We start from the raw sequence: 13,608 nt of genomic DNA, 5'->3' as shown, positions 1-13,608 counted from the left end.
TCTTTTTCGCGCAATGTGACAGTCCTATGACGAGGATCTCACAACTCACAGGGACGACTGTGATTGATCGTTCGCTGCCGGCGAACGGCCAGCTGGAACTTAAGCGTGGTCGACTCATGTTTCTACTAGTAGCCGGTCGTCGGAGCGCCGGTCACAGGAATCTCACAACGAAAATCAAGGAATTGGAAGGGAAGCACCATGAGCAACCTCGCACTGTGGTCGCGACCGGCCTGGGACACCGACCGGTGGTTGCGCGACTTTTTCGGCCCCGCCGCCGCAGCGGACTGGAACAACCCGGTGAGCAGCGGTTTCAAGCCCGCCGCCGAGATCGTCAAGGACGGTGACGACGCGATCGTACGGGTCGAGCTTCCGGGCGTGGACGTCGACCGGGACGTGAACGTCGAGGTCGACCGCGGTCGCCTGGTCATCCACGGCGAGCACCGCGACGAACATTCGGAGGAGAAGGAGGGTCGCACGCGGCGGGAGATCCGGTACGGCTCGTTCCGCCGGTCGTTCCAGCTGCCGGCCCACGTCACCGGCGACGCCATCACGGCGTCCTATGACGCCGGGGTGCTCACCGTGCGGGTCACCGGTGCTTATGCCGGGAACCAGGCGCAGCGCATCTCGATCACCAAGTAAGGCGCCGACACGACGCAAAGGCCCCCGCACGCACCGCGTATCGGGGGCCTTTGTGTCTGCTGGGCGTCAGCCCCAGCGGGCGAGCAGCTCGTTGGCCCGGCCCGTCAGCGCGGCCTGCAGGAAGGGACCGAAGCTGATCCGCGCCACGCCCAGCGGACCGAAGGACGCCGGGTCGTCCTGGTCGGGCAGCGCGATCGCGTTGACCGGCAACGCCAATTCCGCCGTCAGGCGCCGCAACGTGTCGGGGTGGTGGCGACCGACCGGGTAGAGAACGTCGGCGCCGGCGGCAGCCGCCTGACTCAGCCGCGCCACGGCGCGGTCGACGCGGTCGGACTCCTCGCCGTCTTGGCGCAGGAACAGATCGGTCCGGGCGTTGATGACCACATGCACTCCGGCCGCGTCGGCGGCCGATCGCAGCGCGCCGACCAGTTCGGCGTGCTCGTCGGCGGACCGCAGCCGCTTGCCCTCCGAGTGCACGGTGTCCTCGATGTTCAGCCCGACGGCCCCGACGCTCAGCAGCCCCTCGATCAGCCGGTCCGCCGGGAGCCCGTAGCCGGATTCGATGTCCACCGACACCGGGACGTCCACCGCCGCGGTGATCTGCGCGACGCGGGCCAGGACGTCGTCGAACGACATGCCCTCGTTGTCGGGTTTGCCGATGGAGTCCGCCACCGGGTGGCTGCCCACGGTGAGTGCGGCGAACCCGGCGCCGGCGGACAGCCGCGCCGACCAGGCGTCCCACACGGTTGGCAGGATCACCGGGTTGCCCGGCCGGTGCAGCGTCAACAGGGTGGCGGCGCGTTCGGCCGGCGTGGTGGGGCCCGTCATCAGTGTTTGCTCCCTTGGCGTCGGGGCTCAATGGTCTGACGTTCGGCTGTGCCGTGGATAGTATTGAGGGCGAACTGTGATCCGAAACACTGCCGAGGAGATCCCTTGAGGAGCACACCGAGCGCGACTGACACGACCGAATTCGCCGAACTGCACGACCTGATCGGCGGCCTTCGGCGGTGCGTGAGCTCCCTGCGGTCGCGATACGGCGACAGCCCCGCGATGCGCCGCATCATCATCGACGCGGACCGCATCCTGTCCGACGTCGACTTGCTCGATACCGACGTGTCCGAGTTGGACCTCGCGGGCGCCACCGTGCAGCAGTCCGGCGAGAAGATCGTCATTCCCGACACCCAGTACGACAGCGAATTCTGGCGTGACGTCGACGACGAGGGCGTCGGGGGTCACAACAGGTCCTGAACAACCCGAACACCCCGACCCATGCCCCCCGCGGGAGGGGGGCTTGCATCTGTGTACCCTTCGACAGACAGCCCGTTCGAAGAGGAACAACTAGATGAGCGCACCTACGGCGAACCGTCCTGCGTCCGGTGTCTTTTCACCCACGCGCGCCCGTATCCAGCAACGGACCCTACGCACCGACCGGTGGTGGATGTCGCCGCTGAGGATCGACCTCGGCTTCGCCGCATTCGTCATCTACGCGACGGCCCGGGCGTTCCAGCAGAATTACTTCTTCGTCCCCAAGTACCACTACCTGACGCCGTTCTACTCGCCGTGCGTCAGCAAGGGTTGCGGTGAGGCCGGCGACATCTGGCCGCAGTTCCTGCCGGACGTGTGGTGGCTGCCGTACGCGGCGTTGTCGCTGCCGTTCCTGCTGCTGTTCCGGTTGACCTGCTACTACTACCGTGGCGCCTACTACCGCACGGTGTGGCAGTCGCCCACCGCGTGCGCGGTGGCCGAGCCGCGCGTGCACTACAGCGGCGAGACCAAGTTCCCGCTGATCATCCAGAACACCCACCGGTACTTCTTCTATATCGCCTGCCTCATCTCGATCGTCAACAGCTACGACGCGATCGTCGCGTTCCATTCCGACAGCGGGCCGGGCGGATTCGGCTTCGGCCTGGGCAACCTGATCCTGCTGGGCAACGTCATCATGCTGTGGGTCTACACGCTGTCCTGCCACTCGTGCCGGCACGTCACCGGCGGTCGGCTCAAGCACTTCTCCAAAAACCCTGTGCGGTACTGGATCTGGACGCAGGTCAGCGCCATCAACACCCGGCACAAGCAATTCGCCTGGATCACGCTGGGCACCCTGATGCTCACCGATTTCTACATCGCACTGGTCGCCAGCGGCGCCATCAGCGACCTGAGATTTGTTGGCTGAAAAGCCATTTGACTCACAAAATCAGAACTTAGCTAGCGAGGGTTTTCATGGTTGATGTCGAGCGGCATGCCTACGACGTAGTCGTCATCGGCGCCGGCGGCGCGGGATTGCGTGCGGTCATCGAAGCGCGTGAACGCGGCCTGCGGGTCGCGGTGGTGTGCAAGTCCCTGTTCGGCAAGGCCCACACGGTGATGGCCGAGGGTGGGTGCGCGGCCTCGATGGGCAACACCAACCCGAAGGACAACTGGAAGACCCACTTCGGCGACACGATGCGCGGTGGGAAGTTCCTCAACAACTGGCGCATGGCCGAACTGCACGCCAAGGAGGCCCCGGACCGCGTCTGGGAGCTGGAAACCTATGGCGCGCTGTTCGATCGCCTCAAGGACGGCAAGATCAGCCAGCGCAACTTCGGCGGTCACACCTACCCGCGGCTGGCGCACGTCGGTGACCGCACCGGCCTGGAGCTGATCCGCACCATGCAGCAGAAGATCGTCTCGCTGCAGCAGGAGGATTACGCCGAACTCGGCGACTACGAGGCCCGGATCCGGGTGTTCGCCGAGACCACGATCACCGAGCTGATCAAGGACGGCGACGCGATCGCCGGAGCGTTCGGCTACATCCGCGAAAGCGGCAACTTCATCCTGTTCGAGGCGCCCGCGGTGGTGTTGGCCACCGGCGGCATCGGCAAGTCGTTCAAGGTCACCTCGAACTCCTGGGAGTACACCGGTGACGGTCACGCTCTGGCCCTGCGGGCGGGCGCGTCGCTGATCAACATGGAGTTCGTCCAGTTCCACCCGACCGGCATGGTGTGGCCGCCGAGTGTGAAGGGGATCCTGGTCACCGAGGGCGTCCGCGGTGACGGCGGGGTGCTCAAGAACTCCGACGGCAAGCGGTTCATGTTCGACTACATCCCGTCGGTGTTCAAGGGGCAGTACGCCGAGTCCGAGCAAGAGGCCGACCAGTGGCTCAAGGACAACGACTCGGCCCGCCGCACGCCTGACCTGCTGCCCCGCGACGAGGTCGCGCGCGCGATCAACTCCGAGGTCAAGGCCGGCCGGGGCAGCCCGCACGGCGGCGTCTTCCTCGACATCGCGTCGCGGCTGACGCCTGCGGAGATCAACCGCCGCCTGCCCTCGATGTACCACCAGTTCAAGGAGCTGGCCGGGGTCGACATCACCAAGGAGCCGATGGAAGTCGGGCCGACCTGCCACTACGTGATGGGCGGCGTCGAGGTCGACGCCGACACCGGCGCGGCCACCGTGCCCGGGCTCTTCGCCGCCGGCGAATGCTCCGGCGGCATGCACGGCTCGAACCGGCTGGGCGGCAACTCGCTGTCGGACCTGCTGGTGTTCGGCCGGCGCGCCGGCCTGGGCGCCGCCGACTACGTGCGGGCGCTGAGCAGCCGCCCGACGATCGGGGAGGGCGCCGTCGACGCGGCGGCGAAGCGGGCGCTGTCCCCCTTCGAGGCGCCGGCCGGCGGCGGCCCCGGCGAGAACCCCTACACCCTGCAGCTGGAGCTGCAGCAGTCGATGAACGACCTGGTCGGCATCATCCGCAACGCCGACGAGGTCTCCGAGGCCCTGGCCCGGCTCGACAAGCTGCGGGAGCGCTTCAAGAACCTGCATGTGGAGGGGCAGCGCCGCTACAACCCGGGCTGGAACCTGGCCATCGACCTGCGCAACATGCTGCTGGTCAGCGAATGCGTCGCCAAGGCCGCGCTGCAGCGCACCGAGAGCCGCGGCGGGCACACCCGCGACGACCACCCGTCGATGGACTCGTCGTGGCGCAAGCTGTTGCTGGTCTGCGAGGCAGTCGCCGAGCCAGGCGACGTTGAAGGCGCGGTGATCCCCGACATCACCATCACGAAGAAAGAGCAGACGCCGATGCGGCCCGATCTGCTGGAACTGTTCGACATCGCCGAGCTGGAGAAGTACTACACCGACGAGGAACTCGCCGGGCATCCAGGGCGGACACCCAGGACGGAGAAGTAAATGACCTACAACGCGACGATGCGGGTGTGGCGCGGCGACGACGCCAACGGTGCGTTGCAGGACTTCACCGTCGAGGTCAACGAGGGTGAGGTCGTCCTCGACATCATCCACCGCCTGCAGCAGACCCAGACGCCCGACCTGGCGGTCCGGTGGAACTGCAAGGCGGGCAAGTGCGGCTCGTGCTCCGCGGAGATCAACGGCTACCCGCGGCTGCTCTGCATGACCCGGATGTCGACCTTCGCCGAGGACGAGGTCGTCACCGTCACGCCGCTGCGGACGTTCCCCGTGATCCGGGACCTGGTCACCGACGTCTCGTTCAACTACGAGAAGGCCCGCGAGATCCCGTCTTTCGCGCCGCCCAAGGACCTGCAACCCGGCGAGTACCGGATGGCGCAGGCGGACGTCCAGCGCTCGCAGGAGTTCCGCAAGTGCATCGAGTGCTTCCTGTGCCAGAACGTGTGCCACGTGGTCCGCGACCACGAGGAGAACAAGAAGGCGTTCGCCGGCCCCCGCTTCCTGATGCGGATCGCCGAGCTGGAGATGCACCCGCTGGACACCCGCGACCGGCGCAAGGAAGCCCAGGAAGAGCACGGCCTGGGCTACTGCAACATCACCAAGTGCTGCACCGAGGTCTGCCCGGAGAACATCAAGATCACCGACAACGCGCTGATCCCGATGAAAGAGCGCGTCGCCGACCGCAAATACGACCCGGTGGTGTGGCTCGGTAACAAGCTGTTCCGTCGCTGAGCGCGCGCGCCGCGCCCGCCCGGTTTGCGGGGTTAGGCCGCCGCGGTACCCGGGTAACCAACCTGCATCCTGTCGGGCCGTCCGGGGACGGGCGGCCGTGTACCACGACCGGAAAGGCAGCTCATGGAACCCAGGCGAGAAACCGCCAGCATCAACAACATTCGGACCGCGATTCGGCAATTGTCGGTGCGTGCCCAGCTCGCGCAGAAGGAAGGGCGGCACAACGACGCCGCCGAACTCGAAAGCCGCATCCAAGGTTTCCGGGAAGAGCTGAGCCACCGCCCCTAGCGCGCGGCCGGACGCCGGTTCAGGCGCCCAGGCGGCGGAAACTGCTCCGGTGGAACACGATGGGCGCCACCTCGGCGTCCACGGTCACCTCGCTGACCCGCAACACGACGATGGTGTGATCGCCGGCGGGAATGAGTTGTTCGATCGCGCTTTCCAGCCACAGGGCGGTGCCCTTGATGAAGACCGCACCGGTGGGCCGGGACACGGTCTCGAGGCCGGCGAACCTGTCGCCGGTCTTGGCGGCCAGCGTGCGGGCGGCCTCGTCGTGGGCCTCGCCGAGCACGCTGATGCCCAGCATGGGCAGGTCCTTGAGTTTGGGCCACGTCGTGGAGGTGTTCTGCACGCAGAACGACACCAACGGCGGGTCCAGCGAGACGGGCACAAAGGTGCTGGCGGCCAGGCCTTCCCGGGTTCCGTTCACCTCGGCGGCGATGGCCACCACGCCAGACGGGAAATGACCGAAGGCTTCACGAAGTGACGACGCTGTCAGCTTGTTGTTCGAGTTCACCGGACTTTTTCGCCCCTAGAGCGCCAGACGTATTTTCGGGCTCGACCCTACCCGGCGCGCGTCGCCCCGGCGCGGCCACCCTTACCCGTTTTCTAAGCGTTCTGCCGAATACCCGTGCGCGGAAGCGACATCGGGGTGCGAGCGCAGCCGGCTCTTCCAGGCATTGCGACCGTAGACCGAGAAGATGGGGTCGCCGGGATCGCGGGACGGCGTCCAATCCGTTCCGGCGCTCGCCTCGAGTTCTCGGGGCAGCGAGAGCACGGGTATCCGGGCGTCGAGGCGCGGGTTGAAGAAGTAGGGCACCGAGATCCGGTCGGCCGCCGGGCCCTGCAGGTTGACCCGGTGCTCGGTGGCCCGCAGGTAGCCGCGCGTCGCCGCCTCCAGCAGCTCACCGATGTTGACGATGAACGCCCCGTCGCGCGGGGGCACATCGATCCAGTTGCCATCGCAGGTCCGCCGCACCTGCAGGCCCCGGCTGCCCGGCTCGGCCAGCAGCAGCGTGAGCACCCCGGCGTCCCGATGCGCGCCCACGCCCTGGGGGCCGGCCGCGCGCCCCGGGTAGCGGATGAGCTTGATCAGCGTGGCCGGGGTTTCGGCGAAGGCCGGGTCGAAGACGCCGGCCGGGCTGCCCAGCGCGGCCGCCCAGTGCCGCAGCAGGGTGCGGGCCACCGCGGACAGCGCGGCGTCCCACTCCTCGACGATTCCGGGCAGCTCCGGCAGCGCGGCCGGCCACTGGTTGGGCCCCTGCAGCCACCGGTAGTCGGACTTTCCCAGCCCGCCGATCGGCGGGCGCTGCGGCCCGATGTCGATCTGCTCGCGCCAATCCACCTGACCGCGGGTCACCTCGCCGCCCAGGCGGGTGTAGCCGCGGAAGTGCGGGCTGCGCACCATGGCGACGGCGTCCTTGTCCTCCTGCGGCAGCGCGAAGAGCCGGCGCGCGGCCCCGAGCACCCGCGTCACCAATTCCGGTGGGACCCCATGACCGGTCAGATAGAAGAACCCGACCCGGTGGCCGGCCTCGCGCAGGCCGTCCCGCAACCGCCTCGGGTCGGCCCGCAGGTCCACGACGGGCACCGCAGTGACGGCCCGCACACCGACCGCGCCGACCCCGTCGCCGCAGGTAGAACGGGTTTGCGACGGCATCAGCGCGCCCTCCCCAACCGGTTGGTTAATTAGGTAATGAAATCTAGCTCACATCCGCTTGCATCCCACTGACGCTAACGATATTTTAGGTGTTGTTACTGGTGGGTAACTTAGACCTAGTACCCAACCACAAGTGGCATTCTCAACGAGGAGGACCGTAGTGAGCCACTACAAGAGCAACGTCCGCGACCAGGCGTTCAACCTGTTCGAGGTATTGGGCGTTGACAAGGCCTTGGGCCAGGGCGAATACAGCGACCTGGACGTCGACACGGCCCGCGAAATGTTGAACGAAATGAGCCGGCTGGCCGAGGGGCCGATCGCCGACTCGTTCGTCGAGGGCGACCGCAACCCGCCGGTTTTCGACCCGAAGACGCACTCGGTGACGCTGCCGGAATCCTTCAAGAAGTCCGTCCACGCCGTCATCGAGGCCGGGTGGGACAAGGTCGGCATCGACGAGGCCCTCGGCGGCGTGGCCATGCCCAAGTCGCTGCTGTGGGCGCTGCACGAGCACATCCTCGGCGCCAACCCCGCCGTCTGGATGTACGCCGGTGGCGCGGGTTTCGCCAACATCCTGTACCACCTCGGCACCGAGGAGCAGAAGAAGTGGGCCGTCCTGGCCGCCGAGCGCGGCTGGGGTTCGACCATGGTGCTCACCGAGCCGGACGCCGGCTCCGACGTCGGCGCCGGGCGGACCAAGGCCGTCAAGCAGGACGACGGATCCTGGCACATCGACGGTGTGAAGCGATTCATCACCTCCGCCGACTCCGATGACCTGTTCGAGAACATCTTCCACCTGGTGCTGGCGCGCCCCGAGGGCGCCGGACCCGGCACCAAGGGGCTGTCGCTGTTCTTCGTGCCCAAGTTCCTGTTCGACTTCGAGACCGGTGAGCTGGGCGAGCGTAACGGCGTGTTCGTCACCAACGTCGAGCACAAGATGGGCCTGAAGGTGTCGGCGACGTGTGAGCTGAGCTTCGGCCAGCACGACGTTCCCGCCAAGGGCTGGCTGGTCGGCGAGGTGCACAACGGCATCGCGCAGATGTTCGACGTGATCGAGCAGGCTCGCATGATGGTGGGCACCAAGGCCATCGCGACCCTGTCGACGGGCTACCTGAACGCGTTGGAGTACGCCAAGTCTCGCGTCCAGGGCGCGGACATGACCCAGATGACCGACAAGACCGCACCGCGGGTGACCATCACGCACCACCCGGACGTGCGCCGGTCGCTGATGACCCAGAAGGCCTACGCCGAGGGTCTGCGCGCGCTGTACCTGTTCACGTCGACCTATCAGGACTCGGCGGTGGCCGAGGCCCTGCACGGGGTGGACGCGGAGCTGGCCGTCAAGGTCAACGACCTGATGCTGCCGGTGGTCAAGGGTGTCGGCTCGGAGCAGGCCTACGCCAAGCTGACCGAGAGCCTGCAGACGTTCGGTGGGTCCGGCTTCCTGCAGGACTACCCGATCGAGCAGTACATCCGGGACGCCAAGATCGACTCGCTCTACGAGGGCACCACCGCCATCCAGGCGCAGGACTTCTTCTTCCGCAAGATCGTCCGCGACAAGGGTGTGGCGCTGGCCCACGTGTCCGAGCAGATCCAGACGTTCGTCGACAGCGAGTCCGGCAACGGGCGGCTGAAGACCGAACGCGAGCATCTGGCCAAGGCCCTGACCGACGTGCAGGCGATGGCGGCCTCGCTGACCGGCTACCTGATGGCCGCGCAGGAGGACGTGACCAGCCTGTACAAGGTGGGTCTGGGTTCGGTGCGCTTCCTGATGAGCGTCGGTGACCTGGTCATCGGCTGGTTGTTGCAGCGTCAGGCGGCGGTGGCCGTGGCGGCGCTCGACGCCGGCGCCACCGGTGACGACAAGGCCTTCTACGAGGGCAAGGTCGCGGTGGCATCGTTCTTCGCGAAGAACTTCCTGCCGATGCTGACCAGCACCCGCGAGGTCATCGAGACGCTGGACAACGACATCATGGAGCTCGACGAGGCCGCCTTCTAGGCCTTCGAAGGACGCACAAATCCCCCGCTTCGCGTGCGAAGCGGGGGATTTTTGTGCGCCGGCGAGGGGTTTTATCGTTCGGGTGCACTCCTACCCGGGCCATCGCGCAGGGAACGGGTCATGCTGTGCAGGATCCGGAAAGCGTCTGACCGCTCGGCCTCGGTCAGGCCGGCCAGCATTCTGACCTCGACGGACCGGACCGCCTTGCTGGCTTTCTCCAGGCTCTGTCGGCCACGCGGCGTGAGGCGCGTGGGAAGAACCTTCCCGACGGGTGCCTCCGCGGGCCGGGCCACGTGGCCGTCTCGCTCCAGGGCCTGAAGGAGCACGTTCATCGACTGCCGTGTCACGAACGCGCCCCGCGCCAGCTCGGAGTTCGACAAACCCGGCCGTTGCGCGAGCAACTCGAGGCAGGAGTAGTGCGTCACGCTCATCCCGAGCGGGCGCAGCACCTCCTCCATGGCCGCGCGCAGCGCACTCGACGCCTCTTTCAGCGCGTAGCCCAGGGACGTATCCAGGTCTACGCCGACACCCTCTTGACTCATGTCAGTATTCTGACATACGTTGCTATGTCAGAATACTGACACGAATCGAAGGAGCAGCGTCATGCCCGCCACCGGCCCCGACTTCATCTCCCTGCAAGCGCGCGACCTCGACGCATCGCAGGCGTTCTACGAGCAGTACCTCGGCCTCGTCCGCTCGCCGGCCGGACCTCCGCACGCCGTTGTATTCGAAACGAAGCCAATCGCGTTCGCACTCCGCGAGGTCGCTCCGGGCACCGACCTCGCATCCATGGCTCAGCCCGGCATCGGTGCCGCGATCTGGGTGCACGCCACCGACGTCCAGAACATCCACGATGCTCTCGTCGCCGACGGCCACACCATCGTCTCCGCACCGATCGACGGCCCCTTCGGCCGGACATTCACCTTCGCCGACCCCGACGGCTACCACGTCACCCTCCACGACCGCACCTGATCGGCCGAACGCGACCGGGCGATCACCGCAATGCCCAATACCGCGGTTACATCGGAGGAGTCGGTCCGTCGAAGCAACCAAAAAGGCCGCCGCTGGATCCCCTCACTCCAGCGGCGGCCCTTTTCGGACGCCCGTCGGTAATGACTGACAGGCGGTCGTTCCGGGGGATGCCCCGTATTGCCGTCGGGGTCGGGGGGTCAGACCACAACACGGGGCTATCCGGGGTCACGGATACCCGTCGCCTCTGATCGCTAACCCGATGTGACCCATCTCATGGGCCCGAAGGTCAGGCTTCCAGGATCGCGGCCACGCCCTGGCCGCCCGCCGCGCAGATCGAGACCAGCGCGCGCACGGGCTTGCCCGCGCCCTTCTGCTCGGCCTTGCGTTGCGCGAGCTGCTTGGCGGCCTGGGCCAGGATCCGCCCGCCGGTGGCGGCGAACGGGTGGCCGGCGGCCAGCGAGGAACCGTTGACGTTGAGCTTGGTCCGGTCGATCGAGCCCAGCGCGGCGTCCAGCCCCAGCCGCCCCTTGCAGTACTCCTCGGATTCCCAGGCCTGCAGGTGGCACAGCACCACCGACGCGAACGCCTCGTGGATCTCGTAGAAGTCGAAGTCCTGCAGGGCCAGGCCGTTGCGGGCGAGCAGCCGCGGCACCGCGTACGTCGGGGCCATGAGCAGGCCGTCGCGCCCGTTGACGTAGTCGACCGCCGCCGTCTCCGAGTCCACCAGGTAGGCCAGCGGCGTCAGCGAGTGGGCCTCCGCCCACTCGTCGGTGCCCAGCAGCGCGACCGACGCGCCGTCGGTCAGCGGGGTCGAGTTCCCGGCCGTCATCGTCGCGTCGCCGGCCTTCACGCCGAACACCGGCCGCAGCTTGGCCAGCTTCTCCGCCGACGAGTCCGGCCGCAGGTTGTCGTCGCGGTACAGCCCCAAAAACGGCGTGACGAGGTCGTCGAAGAAGCCGCGGTCGTAGGCGGCCGCCATGTTGCGGTGGCTGGCCGCGGCCAGCTCGTCCTGGGCGACGCGCGCGATGCCCATCTGCTTGGCGGTGATCGCCTGGTGCTCCCCCATGGACAGCCCGGTGCGCGGTTCGCTGTTGACCGGGATCTCGACGCCCAGGGTCGCGGGCAGCGTGCCCACCAGCTTCAGCCGTTGCACGTTGGACTTGGCGCGGCGCAACTTGAGCAGGGTGCGGCGCAGGTTGTCGCCGAGGCCGATCGGCGCGTCGGAGGTGGTGTCCACCCCGCCGGCGGCGGCCACCTCGTAGCGGCCGGCCGCGATGCCGTCGGCGGCGGCGATCGCCGCCTGCAGCCCGGTGCCGCAGGCCTGCTGCAAGTCGAACGCCGGCGTGTACGACGCCAGCTGCGAGCCGAGCACGCACTCGCGCGTCAGGTTGAAGTCCCGGCTGTGCTTGAGCACGGCGCCACCGACCACCACCCCGAGCCGCTCGCCGGCCAACCCGAAGCGATCGACGAGCCCGCCCAGCGCGGCGGTGAACATGTCCTGGTTGGAAGCCTCGGCGTAGGCGCCGTCGGATCGGGCGAACGGAATGCGGTTGCCGCCCAGGATGGCGACGCGTCGCCGCTCGGAGCTGCGCTGAGCAGCCGGTGTACTTACCTCAGAACTTGCAGGGGCCACTGTCTTCTCCGTGCTCGTGCGGTCTATCGGTTTGGGATTCGCCCGTCTGGGGCCATACTACCCACTGTTCTTACTCTGCAGTAAGTTCGTCCTCGATACGGTTGTGCTGTAGGCATACCCCGACTTCGCAAGAACATGGAAGGTAGCTCCGGTGGCTCCCAAGGTCTCGTCCGATCTGTTCTCTCAGATCGTCAACTCCGGTCCTGGTTCGTTTCTCGCCAAGCAGCTCGGTGTTCCCCAACCCGAGACGCTGCGCCGCTACCGCGTCGGTGATCCGCCGCTGTCCGGGGCGCTGCTGATCGGCGGGGAGGGCAGAGTCGTCGAGCCGTTGCGCGCGGCACTGGACGCCGATTACGACCTGGTGGGCAACAACCTGGGCGGGCGCTGGGCCGACAAGTTCGGCGGGCTGGTCTTCGACGCCACCGGCATCACCACGCCCGAAGGGCTCAAGGGGTTGTACGAGTTCTTCACCCCGCTGCTGCGCAACCTGGGCCATTCCGCGCGCGTGGCGGTGGTCGGCACCACGCCCGACGGCGCCGCCAGCCCGCACGAGCGGATCGCGCAGCGCGCGCTGGAGGGCTTCACCCGCTCGCTGGGCAAGGAGCTGCGCAACGGCACCACGGTGGCGCTGGTGTATCTGTCGCCGGACGCCAAACCCGCTGCGACGGGCCTGGAGTCGACGATGCGGTTCATCCTGTCGGCCAAGTCGGCGTACGTCGACGGCCAGGTCTTCTACGTCGGGGAGGCGGACTCCACCCCGCCGGGCGACTGGGAGCGGCCGCTGGACGGCAAGGTCGCGATCGTGACGGGCGCGGCCCGCGGCATCGGTGCGACGATCGCCGAGGTGTTCGCCCGCGACGGCGCGCGCGTCGTCGCGATCGACGTCGAATCGGCCGCCGAGGCGCTGGCCGAAACGGCCAGCCGGGTCGGGGGCACCGCGCTGTGGCTCGACGTCACCGCCCCCGATGCCGTCGACAAGATCACCGAGCACCTGCGCGAGCATCACGGCGGCCGCGCGGACGTCTTGGTCAACAACGCCGGGATCACCCGCGACAAGCTGCTGGCCAACATGGACGACGCGCGCTGGGATGCCGTCCTGGCCGTCAATCTGCTTGCCCCGCTGCGCCTTACCGAGGGGCTGGTGGGCAACGGCAGCATCGGCGAGGGCGGCCGGGTGGTCGGCCTGTCGTCGATGGCGGGCATCGCGGGCAACCGCGGCCAGACCAACTACGCCACCACCAAGGCGGGGATGATCGGACTGACCCAGGCGTTGGCGCCGGAGCTCTACGACAAGGGCATCACCATCAACGCCGTCGCACCGGGATTCATCGAAACCCAGATGACGGCCGCCATCCCGCTGGCCACCCGCGAGGTCGGCCGCCGGATGAACTCGCTGCTGCAGGGCGGCCAGCCGGTGGATGTCGCGGAGGCCATCGCCTACTTCGCCAGCCCGGCCTCGAACGCGGTGACCGGCAACGTCATTCGCGTCTGCGGCCAGGCCATGCTGGGCGCCTGAACGTC

At 67.7% G+C, this 13,608-nt stretch carries 14 protein-coding genes; 9 read left to right on the top strand and 5 right to left on the bottom strand.

Going from position 1 to position 13,608, the window contains the following annotated elements; translation table 11 throughout:
• The first annotated feature begins 198 nt into the window (after positions 1–198).
• The gene (locus JF781_RS18900; RefSeq protein WP_225329361.1) at positions 199–639 is read left to right on the top strand and encodes an Hsp20/alpha crystallin family protein; all 441 of its coding nucleotides are present in this window, start codon (positions 199–201) and stop codon (positions 637–639) included.
• A gap of 66 nt (positions 640–705) precedes the next feature.
• Here JF781_RS18900 and JF781_RS18895 read toward each other — a convergent pair whose 3' ends face one another.
• Positions 706–1,467, bottom strand: coding sequence for an isocitrate lyase/phosphoenolpyruvate mutase family protein (locus JF781_RS18895; RefSeq protein WP_225329360.1), 762 nt, complete (start codon positions 1,465–1,467; stop codon positions 706–708).
• A gap of 105 nt (positions 1,468–1,572) precedes the next feature.
• Between JF781_RS18895 and JF781_RS18890 the strand changes: the two genes are divergently transcribed.
• From JF781_RS18890 to JF781_RS18870, 5 genes are all read left to right on the top strand, one after another.
• Positions 1,573–1,887: a hypothetical protein gene (locus JF781_RS18890; RefSeq protein ID WP_225329359.1), complete on the top strand. Its 315-nt coding sequence runs from the start codon at positions 1,573–1,575 to the stop codon at positions 1,885–1,887.
• Between the two features lie 94 nt (positions 1,888–1,981).
• Positions 1,982–2,809 (top strand): hypothetical protein, encoded by an 828-nt coding sequence (locus JF781_RS18885; RefSeq protein ID WP_225329358.1) that lies wholly within the window; start codon positions 1,982–1,984, stop codon positions 2,807–2,809.
• A 47-nt stretch (positions 2,810–2,856) separates the two neighbouring features.
• Positions 2,857–4,800 carry a fumarate reductase/succinate dehydrogenase flavoprotein subunit gene (locus JF781_RS18880; RefSeq protein WP_225329357.1) on the top strand — a complete coding sequence of 648 codons (1,944 nt, stop codon included), beginning with the start codon at positions 2,857–2,859 and terminating at the stop codon, positions 4,798–4,800.
• Positions 4,801–5,547, top strand: a complete 747-nt coding sequence (locus JF781_RS18875; protein ID WP_225329356.1) for a succinate dehydrogenase/fumarate reductase iron-sulfur subunit — start codon at positions 4,801–4,803, stop codon at positions 5,545–5,547.
• Between the two features lie 123 nt (positions 5,548–5,670).
• Positions 5,671–5,835 (top strand): hypothetical protein, encoded by a 165-nt coding sequence (locus JF781_RS18870; RefSeq protein WP_008261761.1) that lies wholly within the window; start codon positions 5,671–5,673, stop codon positions 5,833–5,835.
• A 19-nt stretch (positions 5,836–5,854) separates the two neighbouring features.
• Here JF781_RS18870 and JF781_RS18865 read toward each other — a convergent pair whose 3' ends face one another.
• On the bottom strand, positions 5,855–6,343 hold the full coding sequence (locus tag JF781_RS18865) for a flavin reductase family protein (RefSeq protein ID WP_225329355.1): 489 nt from the start codon (positions 6,341–6,343) through the stop codon (positions 5,855–5,857).
• An 81-nt stretch (positions 6,344–6,424) separates the two neighbouring features.
• Entirely contained in the window at positions 6,425–7,486 is a 1,062-nt protein-coding gene (locus JF781_RS18860) for an isopenicillin N synthase family oxygenase (protein ID WP_225329354.1), read from the bottom strand.
• A gap of 160 nt (positions 7,487–7,646) precedes the next feature.
• On the opposite strand from JF781_RS18860, the gene JF781_RS18855 reads away from it, so the two are divergent.
• Positions 7,647–9,482, top strand: coding sequence for an acyl-CoA dehydrogenase (locus tag JF781_RS18855; protein ID WP_225329353.1), 1,836 nt, complete (start codon positions 7,647–7,649; stop codon positions 9,480–9,482).
• Positions 9,483–9,553: 71 nt separating this feature from the next.
• Here the strand turns inward: JF781_RS18855 and JF781_RS18850 are convergent, their stop codons facing one another.
• Positions 9,554–10,024 (bottom strand): MarR family winged helix-turn-helix transcriptional regulator, encoded by a 471-nt coding sequence (locus JF781_RS18850; RefSeq protein ID WP_225329352.1) that lies wholly within the window; start codon positions 10,022–10,024, stop codon positions 9,554–9,556.
• Positions 10,025–10,085: 61 nt separating this feature from the next.
• Here JF781_RS18850 and JF781_RS18845 point away from each other — a divergent pair, with 61 nt between their 5' ends.
• The gene (locus tag JF781_RS18845; protein ID WP_225329351.1) at positions 10,086–10,454 is read left to right on the top strand and encodes a VOC family protein; all 369 of its coding nucleotides are present in this window, start codon (positions 10,086–10,088) and stop codon (positions 10,452–10,454) included.
• A gap of 286 nt (positions 10,455–10,740) precedes the next feature.
• Here the strand turns inward: JF781_RS18845 and JF781_RS18840 are convergent, their stop codons facing one another.
• A complete protein-coding gene (locus JF781_RS18840; protein ID WP_225329350.1) occupies positions 10,741–12,087 on the bottom strand; it encodes an acetyl-CoA C-acetyltransferase in 1,347 nt (448 codons plus the stop codon).
• 151 nt (positions 12,088–12,238) lie between these two features.
• Here JF781_RS18840 and JF781_RS18835 point away from each other — a divergent pair, with 151 nt between their 5' ends.
• On the top strand, positions 12,239–13,603 hold the full coding sequence (locus JF781_RS18835) for a 3-oxoacyl-ACP reductase (RefSeq protein ID WP_225329349.1): 1,365 nt from the start codon (positions 12,239–12,241) through the stop codon (positions 13,601–13,603).
• Positions 13,604–13,608 lie beyond the last annotated feature (5 nt).

Origin of the sequence: Mycobacterium sp. WUMAC-067, from assembly GCF_020217485.1 — a bacterium.
In the GTDB taxonomy this organism is placed as follows: Bacteria; Actinomycetota; Actinomycetes; order Mycobacteriales; family Mycobacteriaceae; genus Mycobacterium.
This window is presented reverse-complemented; position numbering and strand designations above follow the sequence as displayed.

What these genes read in the sequence shown, in the direction of transcription:
- JF781_RS18900 (WP_225329361.1), top strand. Translation starts at nt 199, where the DNA reads ATGAGCAACCTCGCACTGTGGTCGCGACCGGCCTGGGACACCGACCGG.
- JF781_RS18895 (WP_225329360.1), bottom strand. Translation starts at nt 1,467, where the DNA reads ATGACGGGCCCCACCACGCCGGCCGAACGCGCCGCCACCCTGTTGACG.
- JF781_RS18885 (WP_225329358.1), top strand. Translation starts at nt 1,982, where the DNA reads ATGAGCGCACCTACGGCGAACCGTCCTGCGTCCGGTGTCTTTTCACCC.
- JF781_RS18880 (WP_225329357.1), top strand. Translation starts at nt 2,857, where the DNA reads ATGGTTGATGTCGAGCGGCATGCCTACGACGTAGTCGTCATCGGCGCC.
- JF781_RS18875 (WP_225329356.1), top strand. Translation starts at nt 4,801, where the DNA reads ATGACCTACAACGCGACGATGCGGGTGTGGCGCGGCGACGACGCCAAC.
- JF781_RS18870 (WP_008261761.1), top strand. Translation starts at nt 5,671, where the DNA reads ATGGAACCCAGGCGAGAAACCGCCAGCATCAACAACATTCGGACCGCG.
- JF781_RS18860 (WP_225329354.1), bottom strand. Translation starts at nt 7,486, where the DNA reads ATGCCGTCGCAAACCCGTTCTACCTGCGGCGACGGGGTCGGCGCGGTC.
- JF781_RS18850 (WP_225329352.1), bottom strand. Translation starts at nt 10,024, where the DNA reads ATGAGTCAAGAGGGTGTCGGCGTAGACCTGGATACGTCCCTGGGCTAC.
- JF781_RS18845 (WP_225329351.1), top strand. Translation starts at nt 10,086, where the DNA reads ATGCCCGCCACCGGCCCCGACTTCATCTCCCTGCAAGCGCGCGACCTC.